The organism is Paenibacillus sp. J22P169, assembly GCF_059691995.1.
Genome location: NZ_JCAUAO010000013.1, coordinates 107994 through 127555, shown reverse-complemented (window position 1 = coordinate 127555; position 19562 = coordinate 107994). Strand labels below are relative to the sequence as shown.

Sequence of the window (19562 nt, the reverse complement as noted above, 5' to 3'; positions counted from 1 at the left end):
AAGATACACACAGCACGTGGATAACTTGTTGATAAAATAGGTGTTTTTGTGGGTAAGTAATAGTTGGTCTGTGGACAAACCATAGTGAAATGTGGATAACATACGTTTTTTCTAATTTCATCCACAAACGGTCTTCAAATCCAATTTTTTAAGCGAAGCTATCAACATCATCCCTACCATGTCTTTCACTAAAATGAAAATGATCCACACAAAGGTCATGCCATTTCGTATCGAGAGAGGACTTCTGCCCATAGTAGTGAAGCTCATCTTGCGTAGAAAGCACAATAGCTTCACAGGCTGCACTGCGTTTTGCGAGTAGAGACAGTCCAGCCTCCAGCCCGAGTGAGCCTAATAATCGCGCCCAGACGTGGCATTCCACGAGATCTTGGCCAGTAACCGTACATTGCAGCACATCGCTGCTTGCATCAACATGACTGCGATCCTTAAGCGGGCTGTAAGTAGCGAGCGCGCCTTCCATCATGACAACCGCACCTAACTTGGCGTTTTCGTGCCATGGATTTTGGATCCCGATCCGCCATGGCTTCTGCCGCGGGCTGGATTGCCCCCATACCGTCACATCACCCTCGGACAGCATGAGCCCTTGTGGGAACGAAAAGGTTTTCTTCAAATAGTCAGTCAAACGTTTCAGCGACCAGCTTTTCTCGAGTCCTTGCAAATGAATATGCGTATGCTTAGGCAATGTCACGGATTTGGTTAGCGGATTAACCTTCCAACCCTGCGTGGCAGGCACTGGTGTATGCGGTGGAGCTGCCCCCTCTTTATATAGAAGAGGCGTGTAGTTACCATCCGTGATGGCTTGGTACATTTCGGCGAGGAAGAGCACCTCTAGCATGGTATTGGAAACAAGGCAGCTTTCTCCGGCCAATGTATTTAAAAGGTTGATTTCACTGTCAGCGAGCCTAAGACTAAAGCGCCTTTCCTCACGCCCAAACCATTCACGCCCGATCTTTTGAATTCGCAACTGCTGGCGCTCTTCACAGGGGAGCAAGAGTTCAGTGGTTGAATCAAACGTTTGAAAATGAAAAGGGAGGAAGGTATTGTTTGTCATTGTCATCAGGAATTCCTCTTTTCTGTCGAATCCTTACTTATATGCAATCAGTATAGGGGAGCTAACTGAGATTGAAATGATCGTTAGCTGAAAAATGGCTGAAGATTCCGCAACTTTCAGCTAGCTTTCAGCCACTGCTCAGATTGCTTTTAGGCAGGATATGGGATACTGATTGTAGAAGTCGTGTACGAAATGATACTCGGGGGAGACGATACAAGATGCGTCAGCTAAAAGGGATTAAAATTTTACTCGTCGATGACGAGCCACATATCTTAGAATTTTTAGAGCTAGGGCTAACGAACGAAGGCTTCGAAGTCATGACGGCACAGGATGGCATCAGTGCGATCACAGCTTGTAATAAATTTCAGCCGCACATCGCAATTCTGGATGTCATGATGCCGGGTATGGATGGTTTCGAGGTGTGCCGCATGATTAAGAAGACGGACAATATCGCGGTTATTATGCTGACGGCCAAAGATGAAATTGATGATCGGGTAAAAGGGCTCACGCTTGGAGCCGATGATTACATGATCAAACCGTTTAGCTTTGAGGAGCTACTGGCGAGGATCTATGCGCGGATTCGTAACCATTTTCCAAACTTGTTCGGGGAAGTCGTCATTGGACCTCTTCGCATGGACGATCGCCGCAAAGAGATAAGCATGCATGATCGGATCTTAGAGCTGTCGCCAACGGAATACGAGTTGCTTAAATTTATGGCCATCAATCACGGCCTTGTGCTAAGTAAGACGATGATTTTGGATAAAGTGTGGGGCTATGATTTTGGCGGTGAAGAAAATATTGTGGAAGTGTACATACGCTCCCTGCGCGAAAAGCTTGGAGATAAGGAGCATAAGCTGATTCGCACCATTCGCGGCGCGGGGTATCGGATGGATTTGGCATGAAGACGCGTGGCTGGTTTGCCAATAGCTTCGAGACCCGATCCTTAAAGTTTCAAATTCTATCGCGCACGCTGCTGGTCATGTCTGCACTCTTGCTGTTAATTGGCGTTTTTCAATATGTGTTCATGCAGCAGTTCATGTTTCAAAATAAAGCAGAGACGATTCGCAATCAGCTTGCTGCGCTGCCGCCAAACGTGTGGCTTCGGGCCGAGCAAGGTCAAGATAAGGGAACGAGCCCATTCCTGCCTAGGCAGGATTTCATGCGAAATAATCGGCAAGATAACTTCGGCGAAGGTCCGCGGATTTTTGTGCCGGATTTAACGATTGCGCTCATTGATGAGAAAGGGACGTATAAACTCGTTTCCTCACAGGATGAACAGTCAACTTTGGAGCTAGCTAAGGAAGAATATTTGAAAATCCTGCAAAAGAGAACGAAGAAGCAAGAGCATCTGATTATAAAAGACAGCAAAGGGAATGAACAGTTAGTTGTCTTCCATCAAATCGGAGGAGGAGAGCCTGATCGTCCCCGCGGCTATCAAGCACTCATTCAAGCCAGCACAAGCACAGCTCCGATTAAAGATGTTCTTCTAAGGCAGCTGCTCACGTTTTTATTTCTTTCGATGCTCGCGATGGTGATTGGGTTGCTTGGCTTCCTGCCAGTATTACGGCGGACGCTCGTTCCACTCTCTAATTTGGTGGATACGGTGAAGCGTATTGATTCGGGTAACTTGAATGAACGTTTTCCTGCTCATCAGGGGCAGGCGGAGATGGATCGTTTGGCGACCTCGTTCAACAGCATGCTAGAGCGTTTGGAATTTTCATTTGAAGCGGAAAAGGAAGCGAAAGAGCAGATGCGCCGTTTTGCCGCGGATGCCTCGCATGAGCTGCGCACGCCGCTGACGTCCATCCATGGCTTCCTGGAGGTACTGCTGCGCGGAGCGTATCAACAGCCTGAACAGCTGCTGAAAGCGTTGAAAAGCATGCATGGCGAATCCGTACGCATTAATAAACTAGTTGAAGACCTGCTACTGCTCGCTCGGTTGGACCGAACACCGTCATTCCATAAGACGGAGGTAGCGATGGACGACGTGCTGCATGAGATGGAGCACCAGCTGCGTCTGCTCGCAGGGGAGAGAACTGTCACATTCCTTTTGGAGCCTGAGACACTGTGTCACTGTGACCCCGATAAAATCAAGCAAGTGATCCTCAACTTGTTCCACAACGCTGTTCAGCATACACATCCCGAAAGTGGCGAGGTGCGGCTCTCCTTGACGAGAACGGATACAGACGTTGAAATTGCTGTACATGATAATGGACCCGGGATTGCGCCAGAGCATATAGCGCATCTGTTCGATCGGTTCTACCGCATCGATTCCTCGCGTGCGCGACGCAGTGGGGGAGCGGGCTTGGGCTTATCGATTACTCGCTCTATTGTGGAGCTGCATGGCGGAATGATTGGTGTGGAAAGTAAAGTCGGTGAGGGGAGTACGTTTATCGTGCGGTTGCCGAGGTAGCTTGAATGAGAAGAGGCTGGCGCAGATGCGTCAGCTTCTTTGATGTGCTTGGAGTTGGAGCAGCGCTTAGTGAGCTGAATGGATGAGTCGAATCAAGTACTGGGGGCTCCAGTAGCTGGATTTGTGCCGAGTATGCAGTTGCGGTGAAAATAGCTGGATTTTCTCCCGCTATTTTGCCGGGAATTCCTGCTTTCGAGCAAATAGATGGATTTCATGTAGCTAATTTCAGCCGATAGCGCTGATTTCACTGAAATCTACGGAAATAACTGTAGGAAATCCAGTTAAACGTCGATACTGCGGAGCTTTCTGGAAATTAACTGGAGGAAATACAGTTAATCGTTGCAGGGACAGGATGAGAGGGGGACTCGAGGGAGCCAGGAGGGTCTGAAAAGATTTGAAGGGATCTAAAATGATCTGGAAAGATCTGAAAAGATCTGAAAGTTACTCAAACCCATACGTACAAGCCAACATAACATTAAATACAAACAAACTGTAATCGCCGCCTGCAACAAACTAGCTACTCAAACTTCCCTCGCATCCACCAACACAGCATTCAATAGGGCACACAGTTATCTGAGCCATAACAAGCTAATTATTCTAACCCTCGCCACAGCCAACCTAGCATCCCAACGCACACAGTTATTGCCACCGACAACAAGCTAGCTACTCAAACTCTCGCATCCACCAACACAGCATTCAATAGGGCACACAGTTATCTCAGCCACAACAAGCTAATTATTCTAACCCTCGCCACAGCCAACGCAGCATCCCAACGCACACAGTTATTGCCACCGACAACAAGCTAGCTACTCAAACCCTCGCATCCACCAACACAGCATCCCTTCCAGTTCACGCCGCAAGCCTTTGTAGGTAGGCAGTGTGCGGTGTGCCATACGCACACGAACACGTACACAAAAATACTAACCGCGAACGGTTAGCATTTTTGCATCAACAGCTAAGAGATGAGCTTGCGGCTACGCGGGCGAAGTGCCCAAGAGGCCATGACGAGCGCCAGAAACACCAGCGGCTGAGCAGCGACAGCGAGGCTGTCGCCACTCAAAATATGCGAAGCCGCAGCACCTGTAAGCTCGAAGAAAAAGCCGGCGTATGCCCATTCTTTCAGCCTCGGAAAGCCCGGGATCAAGATTGCGATGACGGCCATCAGCTTCCAGAAGCCTAGAATAGTTAACACATACTCGGGATAACCGAGTCCAGTTAACGTGGCGATTTGCTGCTCACCATGCGTGATGAAGAAGAAGCCGCCAATCACGAAGCTTGCAGGCCCTAGGATGGTAGTTACCCAGTAAGCGATCAATTTATTGCGTTCTTTACGATATGACATAGTCATCGTCCCCTTAACTCGAAATAGTGCTCATGTAATCCTTATTCTACCATAAAAAACACTGAAAACGAACACCAGTACGTAATTTCTAAATCCGTAATTTTCCATGCCATTTTCAGCCAATGCTCAGAAAGCTCTCAACCAACCTTCAGTTTACACTCAGATGGGTTTCAGGTAAGGGGTCTATACTAGGTTTTGTAAGTGAAACACAAACACAAATCCAAAGATGAGGTGGAATAACAATTATGAAAAAAATCAGCAAAAAAATTCTCGCAGGTTCACTAGTAGCATCTTTTGTCATCGGAGTTGGCTTAGTAGGAGCCCTACATAATGAAGCGTTCGCAGATACAGCAGTAGGCAATACCACGAGCACGACAGCTCCCAAAGCAGGACAGGGAGGTAAAGACTTTAACGATAGAGGCCGTGGGCAAATGGGAGATCGCGGTGGCTTCCGTGGCGGTAACGTGATCAAAGAAACAGCAACAATCCTAGGCGTTGAAGAAAGTGTTGTGCAGGAAGCGCTAAAGGCAGATAAGACATTAGCAGCGTTTGCTATTGAAAAAGGATTGACGAAGGAAGATTACTTGTCCAAACTGGTCGCAGCCGAGACAGCTACGATTACAGCTGAAGTCACAGCTGGCAAGCTGACACAGGAGCGGGCAGATGAGATTATCAAAGGTTTGAGCGACCAATTAACGAAGCAAATTGACGGCACGGGCTTCAAGGGCGGTTTCCCAGGTGGTAAAGGCGGTCCTGGAGGTAAAGGTGGTCCAGGTGGCTTAGGTGGCGGACATTTCGGCAATCCGGAGGTCATCACGACAATTCTGGGCATTACCCAAGATGAGTTGAGAACGGAGCTGGAATCTGGCAAATCCCTCGTGGATATCGCAACAGCGAAGGGTATCAGCGAAGATGATTTGATCAGCAAAATCAAAGACGGCATGACGGATTCCATCAAGAAGGCGGTAGAGGAAAAAGGTACGGCCCACAAACGCCCTGACGGTGCGCAAGGTCGTCCGGATCGCAACGCATCCAAGGATACAGCAACACCAGCCCCGACAGCTACCAACTAAGGGGATGTCATAGGAAGCTGCTCGCATCGCGAGCGGCTTTTTGTGCTTAAGGCGGAAGTTTTATGGGGGTTTCACTAGGAGAGGAGCTCTTAAAGTAGCTAAGTGAGGGAATATGTCGAGTGAACAACTGGAAAACATACAGCTAATTTCGCATGCATTCTCGTTTTGATTCAACTAACTGCAAAAAGTACAGCTAATTTCGAGCTATTAGATCAAAAACGCCAGAAAGCAAAGAATTAGATGTATATTTTCCATTTAATTTCCAAATTTAATGGAAAACCAGAAGATTAGATGGAGTTTTTCCAGTTATCGAGTCGTCGGGTGGCGGACTGGTAGCAGTCTTGGCGGCAGTCGCAGCAGTCGTATCGGTCGTAGTGGCAACACCAGCAGCAACAGTCTTTGCAGTCATAGTCGCGGTCGCAACAGTCGTAGTGGCAGCAACAGTCTTTGCAGTCATAGTCACGGTTGCAACAGTCAGCGCGCAAAGCAGCTCGTCCACATTTTCAGCAAACACTCAGCTATCGTTCAACCTACTTTCAGCCTACACTCAGACAGGTTTCAGTCGCCCCTAGTAGACTACATCTTGTGAAGATTGTACGACCTAGGCAAAGAGTGTCTAGGTAAACCGGGAGAGGGGTTATGACGGATGAAAGTAGGCAGGAAGAAGAGGTGGCTCATAGTAGCCTTAGCTGCCATCCTTTGCGGGGCGGGTACATACTACTATGTACATAAAAATGCGAAGCCAGCAACAGCGGCAACTCAACAAACTACGATGAAAGTGACCAAGGGAGCCATCTCAATGGCCGTATCGGGTACCTCCCAACTGGACGCTAAGGATAAGCAAAACATTGTGATTCCGATGGAAGGGATCATCAAAACAATGAATTTAACCCAGAATCAAGCGGTCAAAAAAGGTGACGTGCTTGTTGAGCTTTCGGTTCCGTCAACCGAAACGAATCTGAAGGAAGCACAAGTGAGCTTGCAGCAGTTAGAGAGTGATCTAGCGGAGCTGCAGTCTGAACAAGGGAATATGAGCGTATCCGCTCCGATGTCTGGCAAGATTACCTTGAATGCTAATTTCGACGTAGGCAGTCAAGTGAATAAAACGACGAAGATCGGTACGATTTCAGATACAACGCAATTTAAGGTGAAGCTGCCATTCTCGTTGCAAGAGGCCGTGCAATTGAAGAAGGGTGACCCTGTAGAGCTGAGCGTGGATGGATACTTGTTATCCAAGGTTGGAGCCGTCGATACAATTGGTCATGAAATTAGTGCAGACACGAATGGCAATAAAGTGGTGCTAGTCGATGTGCTAGTCGATAATGACGGTACACTTTCGGCAGGGTTGAAAGTCAAAGGCAGCATTGGCAGCGGAAATACCAAGGTAGAGTCTTCTGATCAGGCTGCACTCGCCTATGTGCGGACGGCGTCTATTTTCTCCGAAGCTAGCGGCACGGTGAAAACACTGAAATTCAAAGATGGCGATACGATTAAACAAGGCGATCTGATTGTGACTCTTTTTAATGATGATATTCAAAAGAATATTATCTCCAAACAGTCTGCGATTGAAAGTCAGAAAATACGTGTCAGCGATGCCCAGCAAAAAGTCGATCAATTGACGATCAAAGCACCGTTTGATGGCGTGTTCTCGGCGGATTTTGCCAACAGTAAAAACAATGTCCTTCGAAATTACCCGCTCGGCGCGCAAATCAATGCGAACACGACTCTCGGTGCAGTGGCAAGCTTAAGCACGATGCAGCTCGCAATCGCGGTGGATGAACTGGATCTGACGAGTGTGAAGGTCGGGCAGAAGGTTAACGTAAAAGTAGATGCCATTGCAGGCAAAACCTTTACAGGTGAAGTGACTTCCGTCTCAAATGTGGGTACAACGACGAATGGCGTGACCACCTATGATGCGGTTGTGGCGATTCCAAATACCACTCAGAATGATTTGAAATATGCCATGACAGCGACAGCTGAAATCCTCATCCAAGATAAGAAGGATATTCTTGTGCTTCCTATTCAAGTGGTGACGACAACAAGAGGCAAGTCAACGGTTACGGTGAAGAAGGCCGATGGCACAACCGAAGAGCGTGAACTGCAAGTGGGTATCCGCAGCAAAACGCAAGTTGAAGTCCTAGGCGGGGTAAAAGAAGGCGAAGAGGTCGTCATGCCGGTACGTAGAGCAACAACCACGACGAACCAGCAACAGCAAGGCTTCCCAGGCGGAGGTGCTTTTCCAGGTGGCGCAGGCGGATTCCAGGGCGGTGGCGGAGCTGGCGGTGGTGGTTTCCAAGGTGGCGGTAATGCTGGCGGTGGCGGAGCGCGTCAATAAGGAGCTAGCCTTGCTCGGAAAGGAGCGAATGGGATGAATATCATTGAGCTAAATGAGATAACGAAGAGTTATACCCGTGGTGCTGAGGAATTGCAGATTTTGCGCGGAATTACTTTGCATATTGCAGAAGGCGATTTTGTCGCCATTATTGGTCCCAGTGGATCGGGGAAATCTACGTTGATGAATACAATTGGGCTGCTAGATAGCCCGACGTCAGGTTCATATACATTGGATGGCGTGGCAACTGAGAAAATGTCAGATAACGGACTTGCTCAGCTGCGCAATCGGAAGATCGGTTTTATTTTTCAACAGTTTAACCTGTTGCCAAGGCTGACAGCGACGGAAAACGTCGAGCTCCCTATGATTTATGCAGGTATACCTGCGAAACAGCGGAGAGAGCAAGCGAAGCGCATGCTGGAGAAGCTAGGTATGGGTGAGCGTGGACATCACAAGCCAAGTGAGCTTTCGGGTGGACAGCAGCAGCGGGTTGCGATTGCGCGTGCGTTAGCCATTTCACCGTCGCTTATTCTAGCGGATGAACCAACAGGTGCCCTGGATTCGAAGACGGGTATTGAGGTACTCGAGTTGATCAAAGAGTTAAATCAGCAGGGCAATACGATTGTGTTGATCACCCATGACCATCACATTGCAGACAATGCGAAGCGCGTGGTGGCGCTGCGAGATGGTGAGATCGTCAGTGATACTCGCAATGATGCTTGGTCGGTTGAAGTGCCTAAGCTAGAGGAGGCGCATTCATGAGAATTTGGGAGCTTTTCCAAATGGCAATGAGCACGATTCGCTCTAATCCGTTACGAACGGTTCTGACCATGCTAGGCGTTATTATCGGGGTTGCTTCGGTCATCACGCTCGTATCGATCGGTCAAGGAACCTCCAAAGCCATCGAGAAGCAATATGAGGGACTGGGAACGAATCTTCTAACGGTTAACCTAATGGGGAACGGGCGCGCTACGCAGTTGAATTACGATGAGTTCATGACGTTAGAGGGGACAGCAGGCATCTCGTCGATTGCCCCCACAATGACGCAGAATAGCAGCATTAAATTCGACCGCACAACGGAGAGCTACAATGTGATCGGAACGAATGACCGTTATTTGGAGTTGCAAAAAGGGAAGATGGCCAGTGGGCGTTTCCTCGCACAAGCGGATCTGGATTTCCGCAATCACGTTGCGGTTATCGGGAGTGAAGTGGCTACGAAGTTTTTTGGCAAGGAAGATCCGATCGACGAAGAAATTAATGTGAAGGGCTACATGTACACCATTATCGGTGTTCTTCAAACGAAGGGTTCGAATACGAGCGGAACCTCTTTGGATAGCTCCGTGTTTGTACCGCTGCCAACGATGAGCCGGGATTTCAAGCTAGGCAACATTCGAACCGCCTATGTGGAAGCATCCTCAGGTGATCTCGTCAGTCGTGCACAATTAGCCTTAGAAGCTTACTTATATCAGAAGTTTAAAAGTACAACGGGTTACAACATTTTGAACTCATCCGAGCTCATTAGCGCAAGACAAACAGCGTCTAGCACTTTGACTAATCAATTAGTTGCTGTTGCTGCGATTTCCCTGCTTGTAGGCGGGATCGGGATTATGAATATTATGCTCGTGACCGTGAGTGAACGAACGAGGGAGATTGGGATTCGGAAGTCGATTGGGGCGAAGCGAAGAAATATTTTGCTGCAATTCCTAGTCGAAGCTACTTTAATTAGCGGGATGGGCGGTTTGATCGGTTTACTGGTAGGGGTCGCCTTATCACTGGCATGGCCGTATATCAACCCAAGCCAAGAGACGAGCCTATCCCTCAATATTGGACTCTATGCGTTTTTATTCTCAGCACTCGTTGGTGTCATTTTCGGCTTATATCCAGCTAATAAAGCATCAAAATTAAAACCTATCGATGCCCTGCGTTTCGATTAGGCTACAGGAGGTTTGTAACATGATTCGTCAACTAACATCGATTGGACTTAAATCAAACTCACTTAAACAGACAAGTCTAGCCGTCCTGCTGACGGGAAGCTTGCTGGCTGCCTCATGGGCAGCTCCGGCACCTGATGCACATGCTGCGTCAGAGGGCGTTTTTATCTCGAAGGATTCTTATTTTATGCTGGGTAAAGCAGCGCTATCGTCTTCATCCCTACAATTCTCCGTACTCTTTCATAATGGGGAGAATCAGACGCTTGATTTTAACAAGTATGGTGTACGTGTAACGGATGGTGCTGGACACAGCTACACGGCCAATCTGAGTGAGAAAAAGAGCGGCATCGTGAACGGCGGGCAAGAGGAGAGCTTCCGATTCTACGCGAATTTGCCGGCTAGTGAAAATGCTGCTGATCTGAAAGTGGATGTATTCCGTTGGGATTACAATAAATCAGATTTCATGAATCATCTCGGTGAACTGCCGATTTCCTCCGTCATTCAAGAAGGTCAGCTGGAAGCACCAGAGGAAATTATCAGCTTGCGCACACTAGACAGCACACTCGCGAATGATGCGTCTCTTGCTTTTCAACTAGGGCAGAGTGTACGTGTTACTGAGAATGGCAAATGGTATATGTACACGCAAGTTGCAGCGAAGAACTTAGGTTCAAGCAGCGTTGCGGTGCCGAAAGGTCTGCTCGTTCGCCTAGTGGATGCGGGCGGCTTGAAATACACCTCGACCGTTGCGAGTGGGGCGGACACTTCGATTTTGCCAAATCAGTCAGATACGTTGACACTCAAAACGCTTATCTCCAAAGGCATGCCTACAAGCGGGTTAACGCTGGAATATTACTACTTAAACCAAAGTGAAGATGTTTCACTCGGAACCTTGAATATGAATTCGTCGCTGAATACGGTAGCCTTGGGCGTGAAACAAAGCTATGCCGGGCAGCAGGACGGCGAGAATGTGACAGCGAAAGCAAGCTCATCTACGTATTCGATACAAGCGGACGGTGTTCACGTGCAGACTGTGGTTACGCTAAGCAATGATGGGGAAGTAGTCGCACCTGTGCCTTCATTGGCGGCGTCTTACCAGTTCGGTGACTCGGGCTCGTCCGTATCATCGACAGATAACAGTACGCGCAGCGGCTTTTTAGCGCCGAAGGAGACGGCTACGTATTACTTCAATGCGACATTACCAACTGGCGTCGATCCGAATGCGGCACAGCTCGTGCTGTGGCAAAAAGCATCGGCGAGTACGGGCAGCACGACGGGAAGCGGGACATCGACGGGAACGGCGAACAGTGGGGCGACTTCAACAGGGAATAGTGCCACAACAACTACTGGGCAACAGCCTGTGGCTGTGTTCCTGCTCAAAGGTGCGAGCGAAGCCCAAAACGGCTTCACCACAGCGGTTGACTACGAGCTTGGAACCAAGCTTGTTCTGGGCAGCAGCGTTGTGAACCCTAATCTCGATGTATCGCTTATTGAGCTTCATGCTCATGAGAATGATGATCTCGGCTACAAAACCGCGATTGCCAAATATAAAATTACCAACAACGGCACGAGCACGCTCGCACTGCCTGAGCTACAGAACGAGCTCATCGATAATAAAGGCAACGCCTACACAGGATCTCGTCAAAGCGCGGCAGCCACACAAATTACACCAGGAAGCTCCTATGTTGTCAGCTATTCCTACTTGCTGCCTAACAAGGATGCTGCCGAGGATGATTCTTTCGCACTGAATGTGTATGATAATAAGTCCGTGTCCGAAGGCAACGTGTCCGCAGGAACGTTCAAAGTTGCTCTCCAGGAAGAAGAGCCAGGAGATACTATTGCGATCTATCCATTCTCCCTAAAAATCAATGACAGCTGGATTAACTGGACCTATAGCGGTGGAACTTACTCCTATGTTCTCAGTTTGGATATGGATATTAGCCATGAGGATCAAGTAATTATCGATGCTAATTTCTCCAAAATCCAATTCGAGCTGGTCGATTCCCTCGGTCGTGTCGTTGGCACCCAAGATGCTGCTCTGACAGGTACGGGTAAATTAACGAGCGGCAGCCAAAAGGTAACGATTTCTGGTTTGAAAAATGAGCAAGTGAGTTCCGGAATCGTGGTCAATATGTACGAAGTCATTAACACGCCGAACGGAACGGCGAAGCGCCTTCTGAAGCAATTTAAGTAAAAAGAAGAATAGCTTAACTAATAGAAAAAACAGCCTAAACTGGCCATAGAGCCAAGTTTGAGCTGTTTTTTTGTAAGTGCATTTATTCCCATAATAAGGTGAGTATGCTACAAATTAGGGAAGGACAAGTACATAGCGGTTGGGACACTTTCATCTCACAGGCGATGAAAACATGAAGTATTTTATCACATAAGAATTTAGAAGTTTCCGGTACTCGGAAGAACAAATTCTTATTGGCGATAAAAACAACCTCTAAAACGCGGTCGCTCATCCTCGAAATTCTTCGATAGAAGTTTTTCTCATCGCAGGAGCAATGTTCGCAGTTACTTTGCTAAAAGTTTTGGCAAAAGTTTTGAACGGTTCCCAGGATAAAAGAAAAAAGTAATCCTCCCGACCCTCGACAAGTTGGGGATTACTTTTTCTGAGAGGAACCAGTGAATGACCAATCGGCTGTGTACTTGTCCCTTGCCTATTTATACGCATTATGAGCCAAGTTGACGCAAAATGGAACTACAGTCGGAGTAACGGTGGGGGAGCTGCAGGTTGAAATCTTACTCGAGGCTCCACCGAACTACTTCACATCATACCCCTTAGCGATGGATGGTTCGATCCACCGCTTTTCGGTATGCTCGCGGCGCAGAATAACAACGCGTTCCGGGTATATGTCGACGATCAAGCTCTGACTGAGCAACTGTGTCTCGGGCTCGTTTTTGGCGCTCCATACCTGGCGGATGGAGGCGCTTGAAGCGGCAAGAAACTTCAACTGTTTCACCTGGTTGGTTGTTTCGATGTTCCAGTGGGTGTGCCCACTGAACAGAATGACGTTCGGGTGCGCGTCAAGTATCGCGCGCAGTTCCTGGTGCTGGACGACGCCCAGCTCCAGATCCGTACCATCCAGCGTCCGCGGCAGCGGCTGGTGGAGGAACACGAACACGGGCTTGCCGGCATCCGCCGAGCCCGCGGCTGTGAGCCGCTCGCGCAGCCAGCTGAGCTGCGCGGGAGAGAGGAACGCATCCTCGTTGATGGATGCGTCCACGTCTCTGTACGCTTCTCCGCTAAGGAACAGGAAGCGGTAGCCATCCACGACAAGCTCATGATACGGCTTGTCGTACCCCCAGTTGCGGTTGAACAACGCAACCGCTTTACTACTCGACCACGATGGATTCATCTTCGTGTAATCCATCTGTCCATCCGGCTTGCGCCAGACGCCGTAGTAATCGTGGTTGCCCATGGTCGCCTGCACAGGGGCATGAGGCTGGCGGCTGAGCAACGCCATTAAGCTGCGGTAATCGCCCTCACTGCCATTCGTGAGATCACCGTTCAAGACAAGCAGCTTGCTGTCTGGGCGCAGTTCATGGTGATCCGCTAGCGCTTGCCGCAGAAGCAGCAGAGAAGCCGAGTCTGTCGATACGACATGAAGGTCGCTCATCACCGAGAACGAGAACAATGGTACGGCTGCTGTTTGCGACTCCACATGTACGGCAGCCTGCTGTGAGACGTGAGTAGACTTTATTCGTTCCCCAACAGGGCTAACAACGACCAACCCCAACAAAACCACCAAACTACTCCGTATGAGAAATAGAAACATAGCGAACCTACCTTCCTATAAGGTGCATTCAGAATGCCACGGGTCACTTAAATTAAAATTATTCCCCCCTAGCAACCTTCCACTATTGGTATTCCCCTCAAAAAAGGCAATTATTTAACTACCCATTTTTTGTAATTCAGTTGACTTTCTACTCCATTGGTTGTATGGTTAATTACATGAGTAACTAACCGATGTAGTGACGAAAGTGGTGGTGAGAATTGTGGGATTTATGATGGATGATAGCCGCCCGATTTTTGTGCAAATCGCAGAGCAGATTGAGGATGACATTATCGAATCACGTATGCCGGAAGAATCGCAGGTTCCTTCTACGAATCAATTTGCAGCCTTTTATCAGATCAATCCGGCAACGGCAGCGAAGGGTGTTAACCTGCTAGTGGACCAAGGGATTTTATACAAGAAGCGTGGAATTGGCATGTTTGTAGCGGAGGGAGCGAGGGCTAAGCTGATGGAGAAGCGTAAAGAACTCTTTTATGAGCAATATGTCGTGACAATGGTGAGAGAAGCGGAGAAGCTGGGCATAACGGTAGAGCAACTGACGGAAATGGTGCGGAGAGGGGAGAAAGCGTAATGACGAACGTTGTTGAGGTAAAAGGACTTACGAAGTCCTATGGCAAAGTTAAGGCTGTTGACGGGGTCAGCTTCACGGTAGAAGCGAACAAAATTTATGGCTTGCTTGGCAGAAATGGCGCAGGCAAAACGACCATCATGCATATGATCTCCGCACAGCAGTTCGCGACAAGTGGCGAGCTTACGGTGTTTGGCGAGGAGCCTTATGAGAATAGTCGAGTGCTGAATCAGATTTGTTTTATTAAAGAGAGCCAGAAATATCCGGAAACGTTTCGTATTGTTGATGTGATGGCAGTGGCCAAATCACTTTACCCGAACTGGGACGATGCTTATGCTAACGACTTAATTGAAGATTTCAGACTTCCGATCAAAAGGAAAATAAAAAAATTGTCCCGAGGCATGCTGTCCTCCGTAGGGATTGTAGTAGGGCTTGCAAGCCGCGCGCCATTGACGATTTTCGATGAACCCTATCTGGGTTTGGACGCGGTAGCTCGTGTGCTTTTCTACGATCGCTTGCTGGCTGATTACGTAGAATACCCACGTACAGTCATTCTTTCTACACATCTGATTGATGAAGTAAGTCGTTTGCTGGAGCATGTGCTCGTCATCGACAACGGGAAGTTAATTCTTAATGAGGACGCAGATGCATTACGCGGCCGTGCTTGTACGGTGTCTGGTTTGAAATCAGCGGTAGATGCGTTCACTCGGGGGAAAGAAGTATTGGAGCGATCCGCAATTGGTTCTGCTGCAACAGCGACCATTATAGGTACACTTGGGCCGGAGGATCGGAAATATGCCGAGGAGCTAGGACTGGAATTTGCTCCAGTATCCATCCAACAGCTTATCGTTCATCTGACACGCACACAAGTTGCGGGAAAGGGGGCTGAATCTTTATGAATCGAGTCAACCAAGTCGTAAAGATGCATCTAAGGAACAAGTTCACGTGGTTTCTGGTTCCATGGGCCATCTTGGGCGCTAATTTTCTGATTAATGCTGTAATTGCTACCTCATTGAATGATGGTGAAGTTGTGAATACAGGTGCGATTGCCTCCATTTTTATCTATACATTGATAACTGGCACGCTAACGCTTAAAGAAACGTTCCCATTTGCCATCGGTCTTAGCATTCGGAGAAAGGATTATTTCTTCGGTACAGCATTGACTGTTCTGCTAGTAAACACGATTTCAGGGCTAGCCATAACCATTCTTTCTGCCATTGAGCAAGCAACGGATGGGTGGTATGTGAGTTTACATTTATTTGAATTAGGCTTTCTGAAAGATCTACCGTTCATCGGTATACTGGGGATTAATATCATCCTGTTGATCAATTTGTACTTCCTCGGATTTACTATTTCTAGCTTGCATCGTCGTTTTGGCGGCATGTCCATGTACATCTTCTTTACAGCGGCGCTGCTAATAGGGACGATCATGTCCTATACGATGACGCATTTCGGACTATGGGCTGATATTGCCCATTGGGTAGCCAATAACTATATGGACTTGTTCTGGTGGATGATTCCGATGGTTGGTGTCTACTTGATCATTTCCTACGGACTGCTGCGCAGAGCTGCTGTGTAAATAGAAAAAGAGCCCCAGAAGATAAACTTCTGAGGGCTCTTTTTAGTATCAAGCTTTGAATTAACCTGTGATTTTCGTCAAGTATTCGTCCAATTGATTGAACGTTCCGCCGAAGCCTTCCTGCATAGAACCTTTCATGGAAGCAAAGAAGTTGAGTTCTTCTTCTGTCGCATTGATCGGGCCGCCGCGCATAGTGAGGATTGTTTTGCCATCCTCTTCAACGAACGTTAGGTTATTCATGATCTCAACTGGGAAGATTGGGCTGAATGGTGCGCGAATGATGTTACCCTCTGCATCAGCAAAGGAAGTCACATAGGACAACTTCTCAGGTGCAGCAACTTCGTGGTAAACAAATTTGCCAAACATTTCGAATCCTTCAGGTGACTTCATCCCGTAGTGGAAGCTGCCGCCTGGGCGAACATCTAGAGAAATAACAGTCAGCGCCATGCCCGTTGGTCCCCACCATGCTGCTAAATGTTCAGGTTGCGTCCACACTTGGAATACAAGCTCGCGAGGGGCGTTAACAATGCGTGTAATCACCAATTCTGAACCATCATTTTTCATTTCATATTTGTATGTTGCGTTTTCTTGTGTCATTTTGTTTTCCTCCATTTTTTCTGAAATGTTGTTTGAACTGATCAGCGGTTATTCCGAATCAGTCGGTTTGCTTTCTTTCGCTTGCAGCGCTGCTAGATAGGACTCTAAGCGATCGAATTGCGTTTCCCACAGGCGACGGAAGGAACCCAGCCAGGTTTCAATGGCTTGAAGGGACTGCGGCCGCAGTTTATAGACCCTTCGATTCGCTATGGGCTGTACTTCTACGAGTCCTGCTTCGCTAAGTACACGCAGATGCTTAGAAACTTGCGGCTGACTGAGTCCGAGCCGTTCGACGATTTCCCCTACAGTCAGGGGACCGTCTCGCAAAAGCTCAACCATGTGTAAGCGGTGTGGTTCGGCAAGAGCACTGAATATCGTATTCATGTACACAATATACCTCGAACGGAATATTCCTGTCAAGGAATATTCGAGTAGGGAAAATATCAGAGATTAAATCAATGTTGGATCTTATCAATTGCGGTTGATCCCTGCCATAGGTTAACTATCGTAAACAGTTCAGGGTGGAAATATGCAAGGGCCTAACTAGTTTTCTCGTAATTTCTCTAGCTATCTACCAATAATTTCATAGGAAAGGTATAGAAATTTTACTTTTAGCCGAGTCTAGTAGCTATAACTCTATTAACTTTTCGAGGAGGAAGCTATAGCTATGATGTTTCGTAAAATATGTATGTCGACCTTATCTCTTATCTTGCTGTTTGGATTGTGGTTTATGCAAACGAAGGCCTATTCCTATCCGACGAGCGATGAAGATGTGGAGATGTCACCTGTCTATGTGGCTTCTACGAATGGAAGCTTGGATACCTCGATAGATGAAGTTCCAACCGCAGAAGTCAAGCAAGCTACGACAGCGTACAAAGTAAATCAAGGAGATACCCTGTTCAAAATAGCAAAAAGCTTCGATATCGCCGTTGATGATCTCATCTCCGCAAATTCAATTTCCAATCCCAATCAATTGACAATTGGACAAAGTCTAACGATTCCCATCGTAGCTGCAGGTGCTTCATCATCTGAGGGACAGCCGAAAATTATCAAAAAAGTAATCAATACAACGTTAACCGCATATACCGCGGGCTTTGAATCGACAGGCAAGAAAGCGTCCCACCCCACATACGGCATTACCTATAGTGGGATTAAAGCGAAAGAGGGACGTACGATTGCGGTGGATCCAGCGGTTATTCCATTAGGATCAACCGTGTTCATTGAAGGTATCGGCATTCGGAAAGCAGAAGATATCGGATCGGCGATTCGCGGCTCAAGAATTGATGTCTTCATGAATGATTTGGGCCAAGCGCAGGAGTTTGGTGTGAAGAAGAACGTAAAAGTCTATGTGTTAGATAGAGAAACAGCGTGAGAAGCTAAGCTAAACGCAGGAAAGACCGACAGTCCTAGACGTCGGTCTTTTTTGCATGTTCAAGCATATATCTTGGTTTTTTCAGATGTAAGCATTTGCTGATCCAACCAACCTACTAAATCAGATAGGAAACGATCCCGTCCTAGGTCATCAAAGGGACGATGGCGCATCGTGTCATAAGCATAGCTTTTTTTATCTTGCGAGCCCACGGCTTGCAGGAATTGTTCCAGCTTCTCGGGGGGAGTCATTTTATCCTCTCGACCATATTGCAGGAGGAGGGGGAGTTTAAACGAATGTGCTTGTTTCATCAGCCTTGGAATGGCCTGACTTAAACCAAGTCCTAAACCTGGTGTTACGGTACTATGTCGCAATGAATCTGATTGCAATCTCGCCATCATGTTGGGATCTTGTGTTAGTCCTTCTACGCTGCCTGATTTTTGTATGGTGAGTTGTGGCCTCAGCTTCCCCAGAATCCTAATGAGCCATTTTTCGAAGGTTGTCATCTCATACGAAATAGCAGGGGCAATCAGAATGAGTCCACTAATCCCAGAAGCATGCTCGAGCAGATAGTCGGCACTAATCACGCCACCCATACTGTGGCCGATGATAAATAGAGGCAACTCCGGATTCTCAGACACGACGAGTTCTCTAAACACATGAAAATCTACTAGGTATTCATCCCAGGAACGAATGAATCCACGAATACCTGGGCTTCGCCCGTGACCACGTGAATCAGCGGAATATACGATATAACCGCCCTGTACGAGTGCTTCACACATATTAACTAAACCGCCGCTATGATCCCCATGCCCATGGACAGCGATAATAACGCCTTTGGCTGGTGCCTTAGACGGAGTGGCTCTTCTATAGAAGAGTTCAGCACCGCCAACTCCCTGAAATGTACTTTCTTTAACGTCCACAAGTGAATCCTCCTTACGCAATAAGAGAGATGGTTCAAGCTAAGGCTTATTTTACCATACAGTATGAATTGCGCTCACGATAATTTTGAACATGCCTAGCAGGGGGGATGCCCGTCTATCACAGGTCGTAGACCCACCCCGACTAAGGTCTAGGAGCAAATACCGTCCACGGTCCGTTTTGGAAAGCTGCGATTTTACCTAGAATAAAGACATGAACAAGACAACAGCAAATCACGAAAGGCGGTGACGAAACGATGAAAAGAAATACAGGGTTTGCCGCTCTGCTAATCGCATTCGGCGCACTGATTTTATTCAATAAGCTAGGTTTTCACTTAGGAGACTTTGTAGGCTCGGTGATGGGTTATGTGATTCCCCTCATTATGGTTGGACTGGGTTACCTAGGGATTAAGAATGATAAGAAAATTGGATGGGTTATTGCTGGTATCGGGATAATCATTCTAGTAAGTAAGCTAGCAGGATGGATCATTATCCTTCTTGCGATCGGGTTAATCGGATATGGATTTTCCATGTTAAAAGGAAGAACAGCTTAACGTAAGTAGGACGCGAAT

The 19562-nt window shown here is 47.7% G+C and carries 18 protein-coding genes; 12 read left to right on the top strand and 6 right to left on the bottom strand.

Annotated elements, in window-relative coordinates; all coding sequences use genetic code 11:
* Positions 1–148: 148 nt before the first annotated feature.
* Positions 149–1075 (bottom strand): FAD:protein FMN transferase, encoded by a 927-nt coding sequence (locus AC58QG_RS33165; RefSeq protein WP_497366286.1) that lies wholly within the window; start codon positions 1073–1075, stop codon positions 149–151.
* A 212-nt stretch (positions 1076–1287) separates the two neighbouring features.
* Between AC58QG_RS33165 and AC58QG_RS33160 the strand changes: the two genes are divergently transcribed.
* Positions 1288–1971: a response regulator transcription factor gene (locus AC58QG_RS33160; protein WP_310501792.1), complete on the top strand. Its 684-nt coding sequence runs from the start codon at positions 1288–1290 to the stop codon at positions 1969–1971.
* A complete protein-coding gene (locus AC58QG_RS33155; protein WP_497366285.1) occupies positions 1968–3482 on the top strand; it encodes a sensor histidine kinase in 1515 nt (504 codons plus the stop codon). The genes AC58QG_RS33160 and AC58QG_RS33155 overlap by 4 nt, the downstream gene beginning before the upstream one ends.
* A 955-nt stretch (positions 3483–4437) precedes the next feature.
* Here the strand turns inward: AC58QG_RS33155 and AC58QG_RS33150 are convergent.
* Positions 4438–4824, bottom strand: a complete 387-nt coding sequence (locus tag AC58QG_RS33150; protein ID WP_497366284.1) for a DoxX family protein — start codon at positions 4822–4824, stop codon at positions 4438–4440.
* A gap of 245 nt (positions 4825–5069) precedes the next feature.
* Between AC58QG_RS33150 and AC58QG_RS33145 the strand changes: the two genes are divergently transcribed.
* From AC58QG_RS33145 to AC58QG_RS33125, 5 genes are all read left to right on the top strand, one after another.
* Positions 5070–5897 (top strand): hypothetical protein, encoded by an 828-nt coding sequence (locus tag AC58QG_RS33145; protein ID WP_497366283.1) that lies wholly within the window; start codon positions 5070–5072, stop codon positions 5895–5897.
* Between the two features lie 646 nt (positions 5898–6543).
* Complete coding sequence (locus AC58QG_RS33140) at positions 6544–8232, top strand: permuted SH3 domain-containing protein (protein ID WP_497366282.1); 1689 nt, start codon at positions 6544–6546, stop codon at positions 8230–8232.
* Between the two features lie 33 nt (positions 8233–8265).
* The gene (locus AC58QG_RS33135) at positions 8266–8991 is read left to right on the top strand and encodes an ABC transporter ATP-binding protein (protein ID WP_497270762.1); all 726 of its coding nucleotides are present in this window, start codon (positions 8266–8268) and stop codon (positions 8989–8991) included.
* Complete coding sequence (locus tag AC58QG_RS33130; RefSeq protein ID WP_497366281.1) at positions 8988–10163, top strand: ABC transporter permease; 1176 nt, start codon at positions 8988–8990, stop codon at positions 10161–10163. Before AC58QG_RS33135 ends, AC58QG_RS33130 begins: the two co-directional genes overlap by 4 nt.
* Positions 10164–10182: 19 nt before the next feature.
* Positions 10183–12351 (top strand): hypothetical protein, encoded by a 2169-nt coding sequence (locus tag AC58QG_RS33125; RefSeq protein ID WP_497366280.1) that lies wholly within the window; start codon positions 10183–10185, stop codon positions 12349–12351.
* A 571-nt stretch (positions 12352–12922) separates the two neighbouring features.
* Here the strand turns inward: AC58QG_RS33125 and AC58QG_RS33120 are convergent.
* Positions 12923–13825: a metallophosphoesterase family protein gene (locus AC58QG_RS33120; protein ID WP_497366279.1), complete on the bottom strand. Its 903-nt coding sequence runs from the start codon at positions 13823–13825 to the stop codon at positions 12923–12925.
* A gap of 334 nt (positions 13826–14159) precedes the next feature.
* Here AC58QG_RS33120 and AC58QG_RS33115 point away from each other — a divergent pair, with 334 nt between their 5' ends.
* Genes AC58QG_RS33115 through AC58QG_RS33105 form a run of 3 tightly spaced genes read left to right on the top strand, consistent with a single transcriptional unit; the run spans position 14160 to position 16104 of the window.
* Entirely contained in the window at positions 14160–14528 is a 369-nt protein-coding gene (locus tag AC58QG_RS33115) for a GntR family transcriptional regulator (protein ID WP_497366278.1), read from the top strand.
* Positions 14528–15424: an ABC transporter ATP-binding protein gene (locus tag AC58QG_RS33110; RefSeq protein ID WP_497366277.1), complete on the top strand. Its 897-nt coding sequence runs from the start codon at positions 14528–14530 to the stop codon at positions 15422–15424. The genes AC58QG_RS33115 and AC58QG_RS33110 overlap by 1 nt, the downstream gene beginning before the upstream one ends.
* Positions 15421–16104: a hypothetical protein gene (locus AC58QG_RS33105; RefSeq protein WP_497366276.1), complete on the top strand. Its 684-nt coding sequence runs from the start codon at positions 15421–15423 to the stop codon at positions 16102–16104. The genes AC58QG_RS33110 and AC58QG_RS33105 overlap by 4 nt, the downstream gene beginning before the upstream one ends.
* Positions 16105–16164: 60 nt before the next feature.
* Here AC58QG_RS33105 and AC58QG_RS33100 read toward each other — a convergent pair whose 3' ends face one another.
* On the bottom strand, positions 16165–16701 hold the full coding sequence (locus AC58QG_RS33100; protein ID WP_497366275.1) for an SRPBCC family protein: 537 nt from the start codon (positions 16699–16701) through the stop codon (positions 16165–16167).
* A 48-nt stretch (positions 16702–16749) separates the two neighbouring features.
* Positions 16750–17085, bottom strand: coding sequence for an ArsR/SmtB family transcription factor (locus AC58QG_RS33095; RefSeq protein WP_497366274.1), 336 nt, complete (start codon positions 17083–17085; stop codon positions 16750–16752).
* A gap of 283 nt (positions 17086–17368) precedes the next feature.
* Here AC58QG_RS33095 and AC58QG_RS33090 point away from each other — a divergent pair, with 283 nt between their 5' ends.
* The gene (locus AC58QG_RS33090) at positions 17369–18073 is read left to right on the top strand and encodes a 3D domain-containing protein (RefSeq protein WP_497366273.1); all 705 of its coding nucleotides are present in this window, start codon (positions 17369–17371) and stop codon (positions 18071–18073) included.
* Positions 18074–18132: 59 nt separating this feature from the next.
* On the opposite strand, the gene AC58QG_RS33085 is transcribed toward AC58QG_RS33090, so the two are convergent.
* Positions 18133–18993 carry an alpha/beta hydrolase gene (locus AC58QG_RS33085; RefSeq protein WP_497366272.1) on the bottom strand — a complete coding sequence of 287 codons (861 nt, stop codon included), beginning with the start codon at positions 18991–18993 and terminating at the stop codon, positions 18133–18135.
* Between the two features lie 254 nt (positions 18994–19247).
* On the opposite strand from AC58QG_RS33085, the gene AC58QG_RS33080 reads away from it, so the two are divergent.
* Entirely contained in the window at positions 19248–19544 is a 297-nt protein-coding gene (locus tag AC58QG_RS33080) for a LiaF transmembrane domain-containing protein (protein ID WP_497366271.1), read from the top strand.
* Positions 19545–19562: the final 18 nt, after the last annotated feature.

What these genes read in the sequence shown, in the direction of transcription:
- AC58QG_RS33165 (WP_497366286.1), bottom strand. Translation starts at nt 1,075, where the DNA reads ATGACAATGACAAACAATACCTTCCTCCCTTTTCATTTTCAAACGTTT.
- AC58QG_RS33160 (WP_310501792.1), top strand. Translation starts at nt 1,288, where the DNA reads ATGCGTCAGCTAAAAGGGATTAAAATTTTACTCGTCGATGACGAGCCA.
- AC58QG_RS33155 (WP_497366285.1), top strand. Translation starts at nt 1,968, where the DNA reads ATGAAGACGCGTGGCTGGTTTGCCAATAGCTTCGAGACCCGATCCTTA.
- AC58QG_RS33150 (WP_497366284.1), bottom strand. Translation starts at nt 4,824, where the DNA reads ATGTCATATCGTAAAGAACGCAATAAATTGATCGCTTACTGGGTAACT.
- AC58QG_RS33145 (WP_497366283.1), top strand. Translation starts at nt 5,070, where the DNA reads ATGAAAAAAATCAGCAAAAAAATTCTCGCAGGTTCACTAGTAGCATCT.
- AC58QG_RS33140 (WP_497366282.1), top strand. Translation starts at nt 6,544, where the DNA reads ATGAAAGTAGGCAGGAAGAAGAGGTGGCTCATAGTAGCCTTAGCTGCC.
- AC58QG_RS33135 (WP_497270762.1), top strand. Translation starts at nt 8,266, where the DNA reads ATGAATATCATTGAGCTAAATGAGATAACGAAGAGTTATACCCGTGGT.
- AC58QG_RS33130 (WP_497366281.1), top strand. Translation starts at nt 8,988, where the DNA reads ATGAGAATTTGGGAGCTTTTCCAAATGGCAATGAGCACGATTCGCTCT.
- AC58QG_RS33125 (WP_497366280.1), top strand. Translation starts at nt 10,183, where the DNA reads ATGATTCGTCAACTAACATCGATTGGACTTAAATCAAACTCACTTAAA.
- AC58QG_RS33110 (WP_497366277.1), top strand. Translation starts at nt 14,528, where the DNA reads ATGACGAACGTTGTTGAGGTAAAAGGACTTACGAAGTCCTATGGCAAA.
- AC58QG_RS33105 (WP_497366276.1), top strand. Translation starts at nt 15,421, where the DNA reads ATGAATCGAGTCAACCAAGTCGTAAAGATGCATCTAAGGAACAAGTTC.
- AC58QG_RS33100 (WP_497366275.1), bottom strand. Translation starts at nt 16,701, where the DNA reads ATGACACAAGAAAACGCAACATACAAATATGAAATGAAAAATGATGGT.
- AC58QG_RS33095 (WP_497366274.1), bottom strand. Translation starts at nt 17,085, where the DNA reads ATGAATACGATATTCAGTGCTCTTGCCGAACCACACCGCTTACACATG.
- AC58QG_RS33090 (WP_497366273.1), top strand. Translation starts at nt 17,369, where the DNA reads ATGATGTTTCGTAAAATATGTATGTCGACCTTATCTCTTATCTTGCTG.
- AC58QG_RS33080 (WP_497366271.1), top strand. Translation starts at nt 19,248, where the DNA reads ATGAAAAGAAATACAGGGTTTGCCGCTCTGCTAATCGCATTCGGCGCA.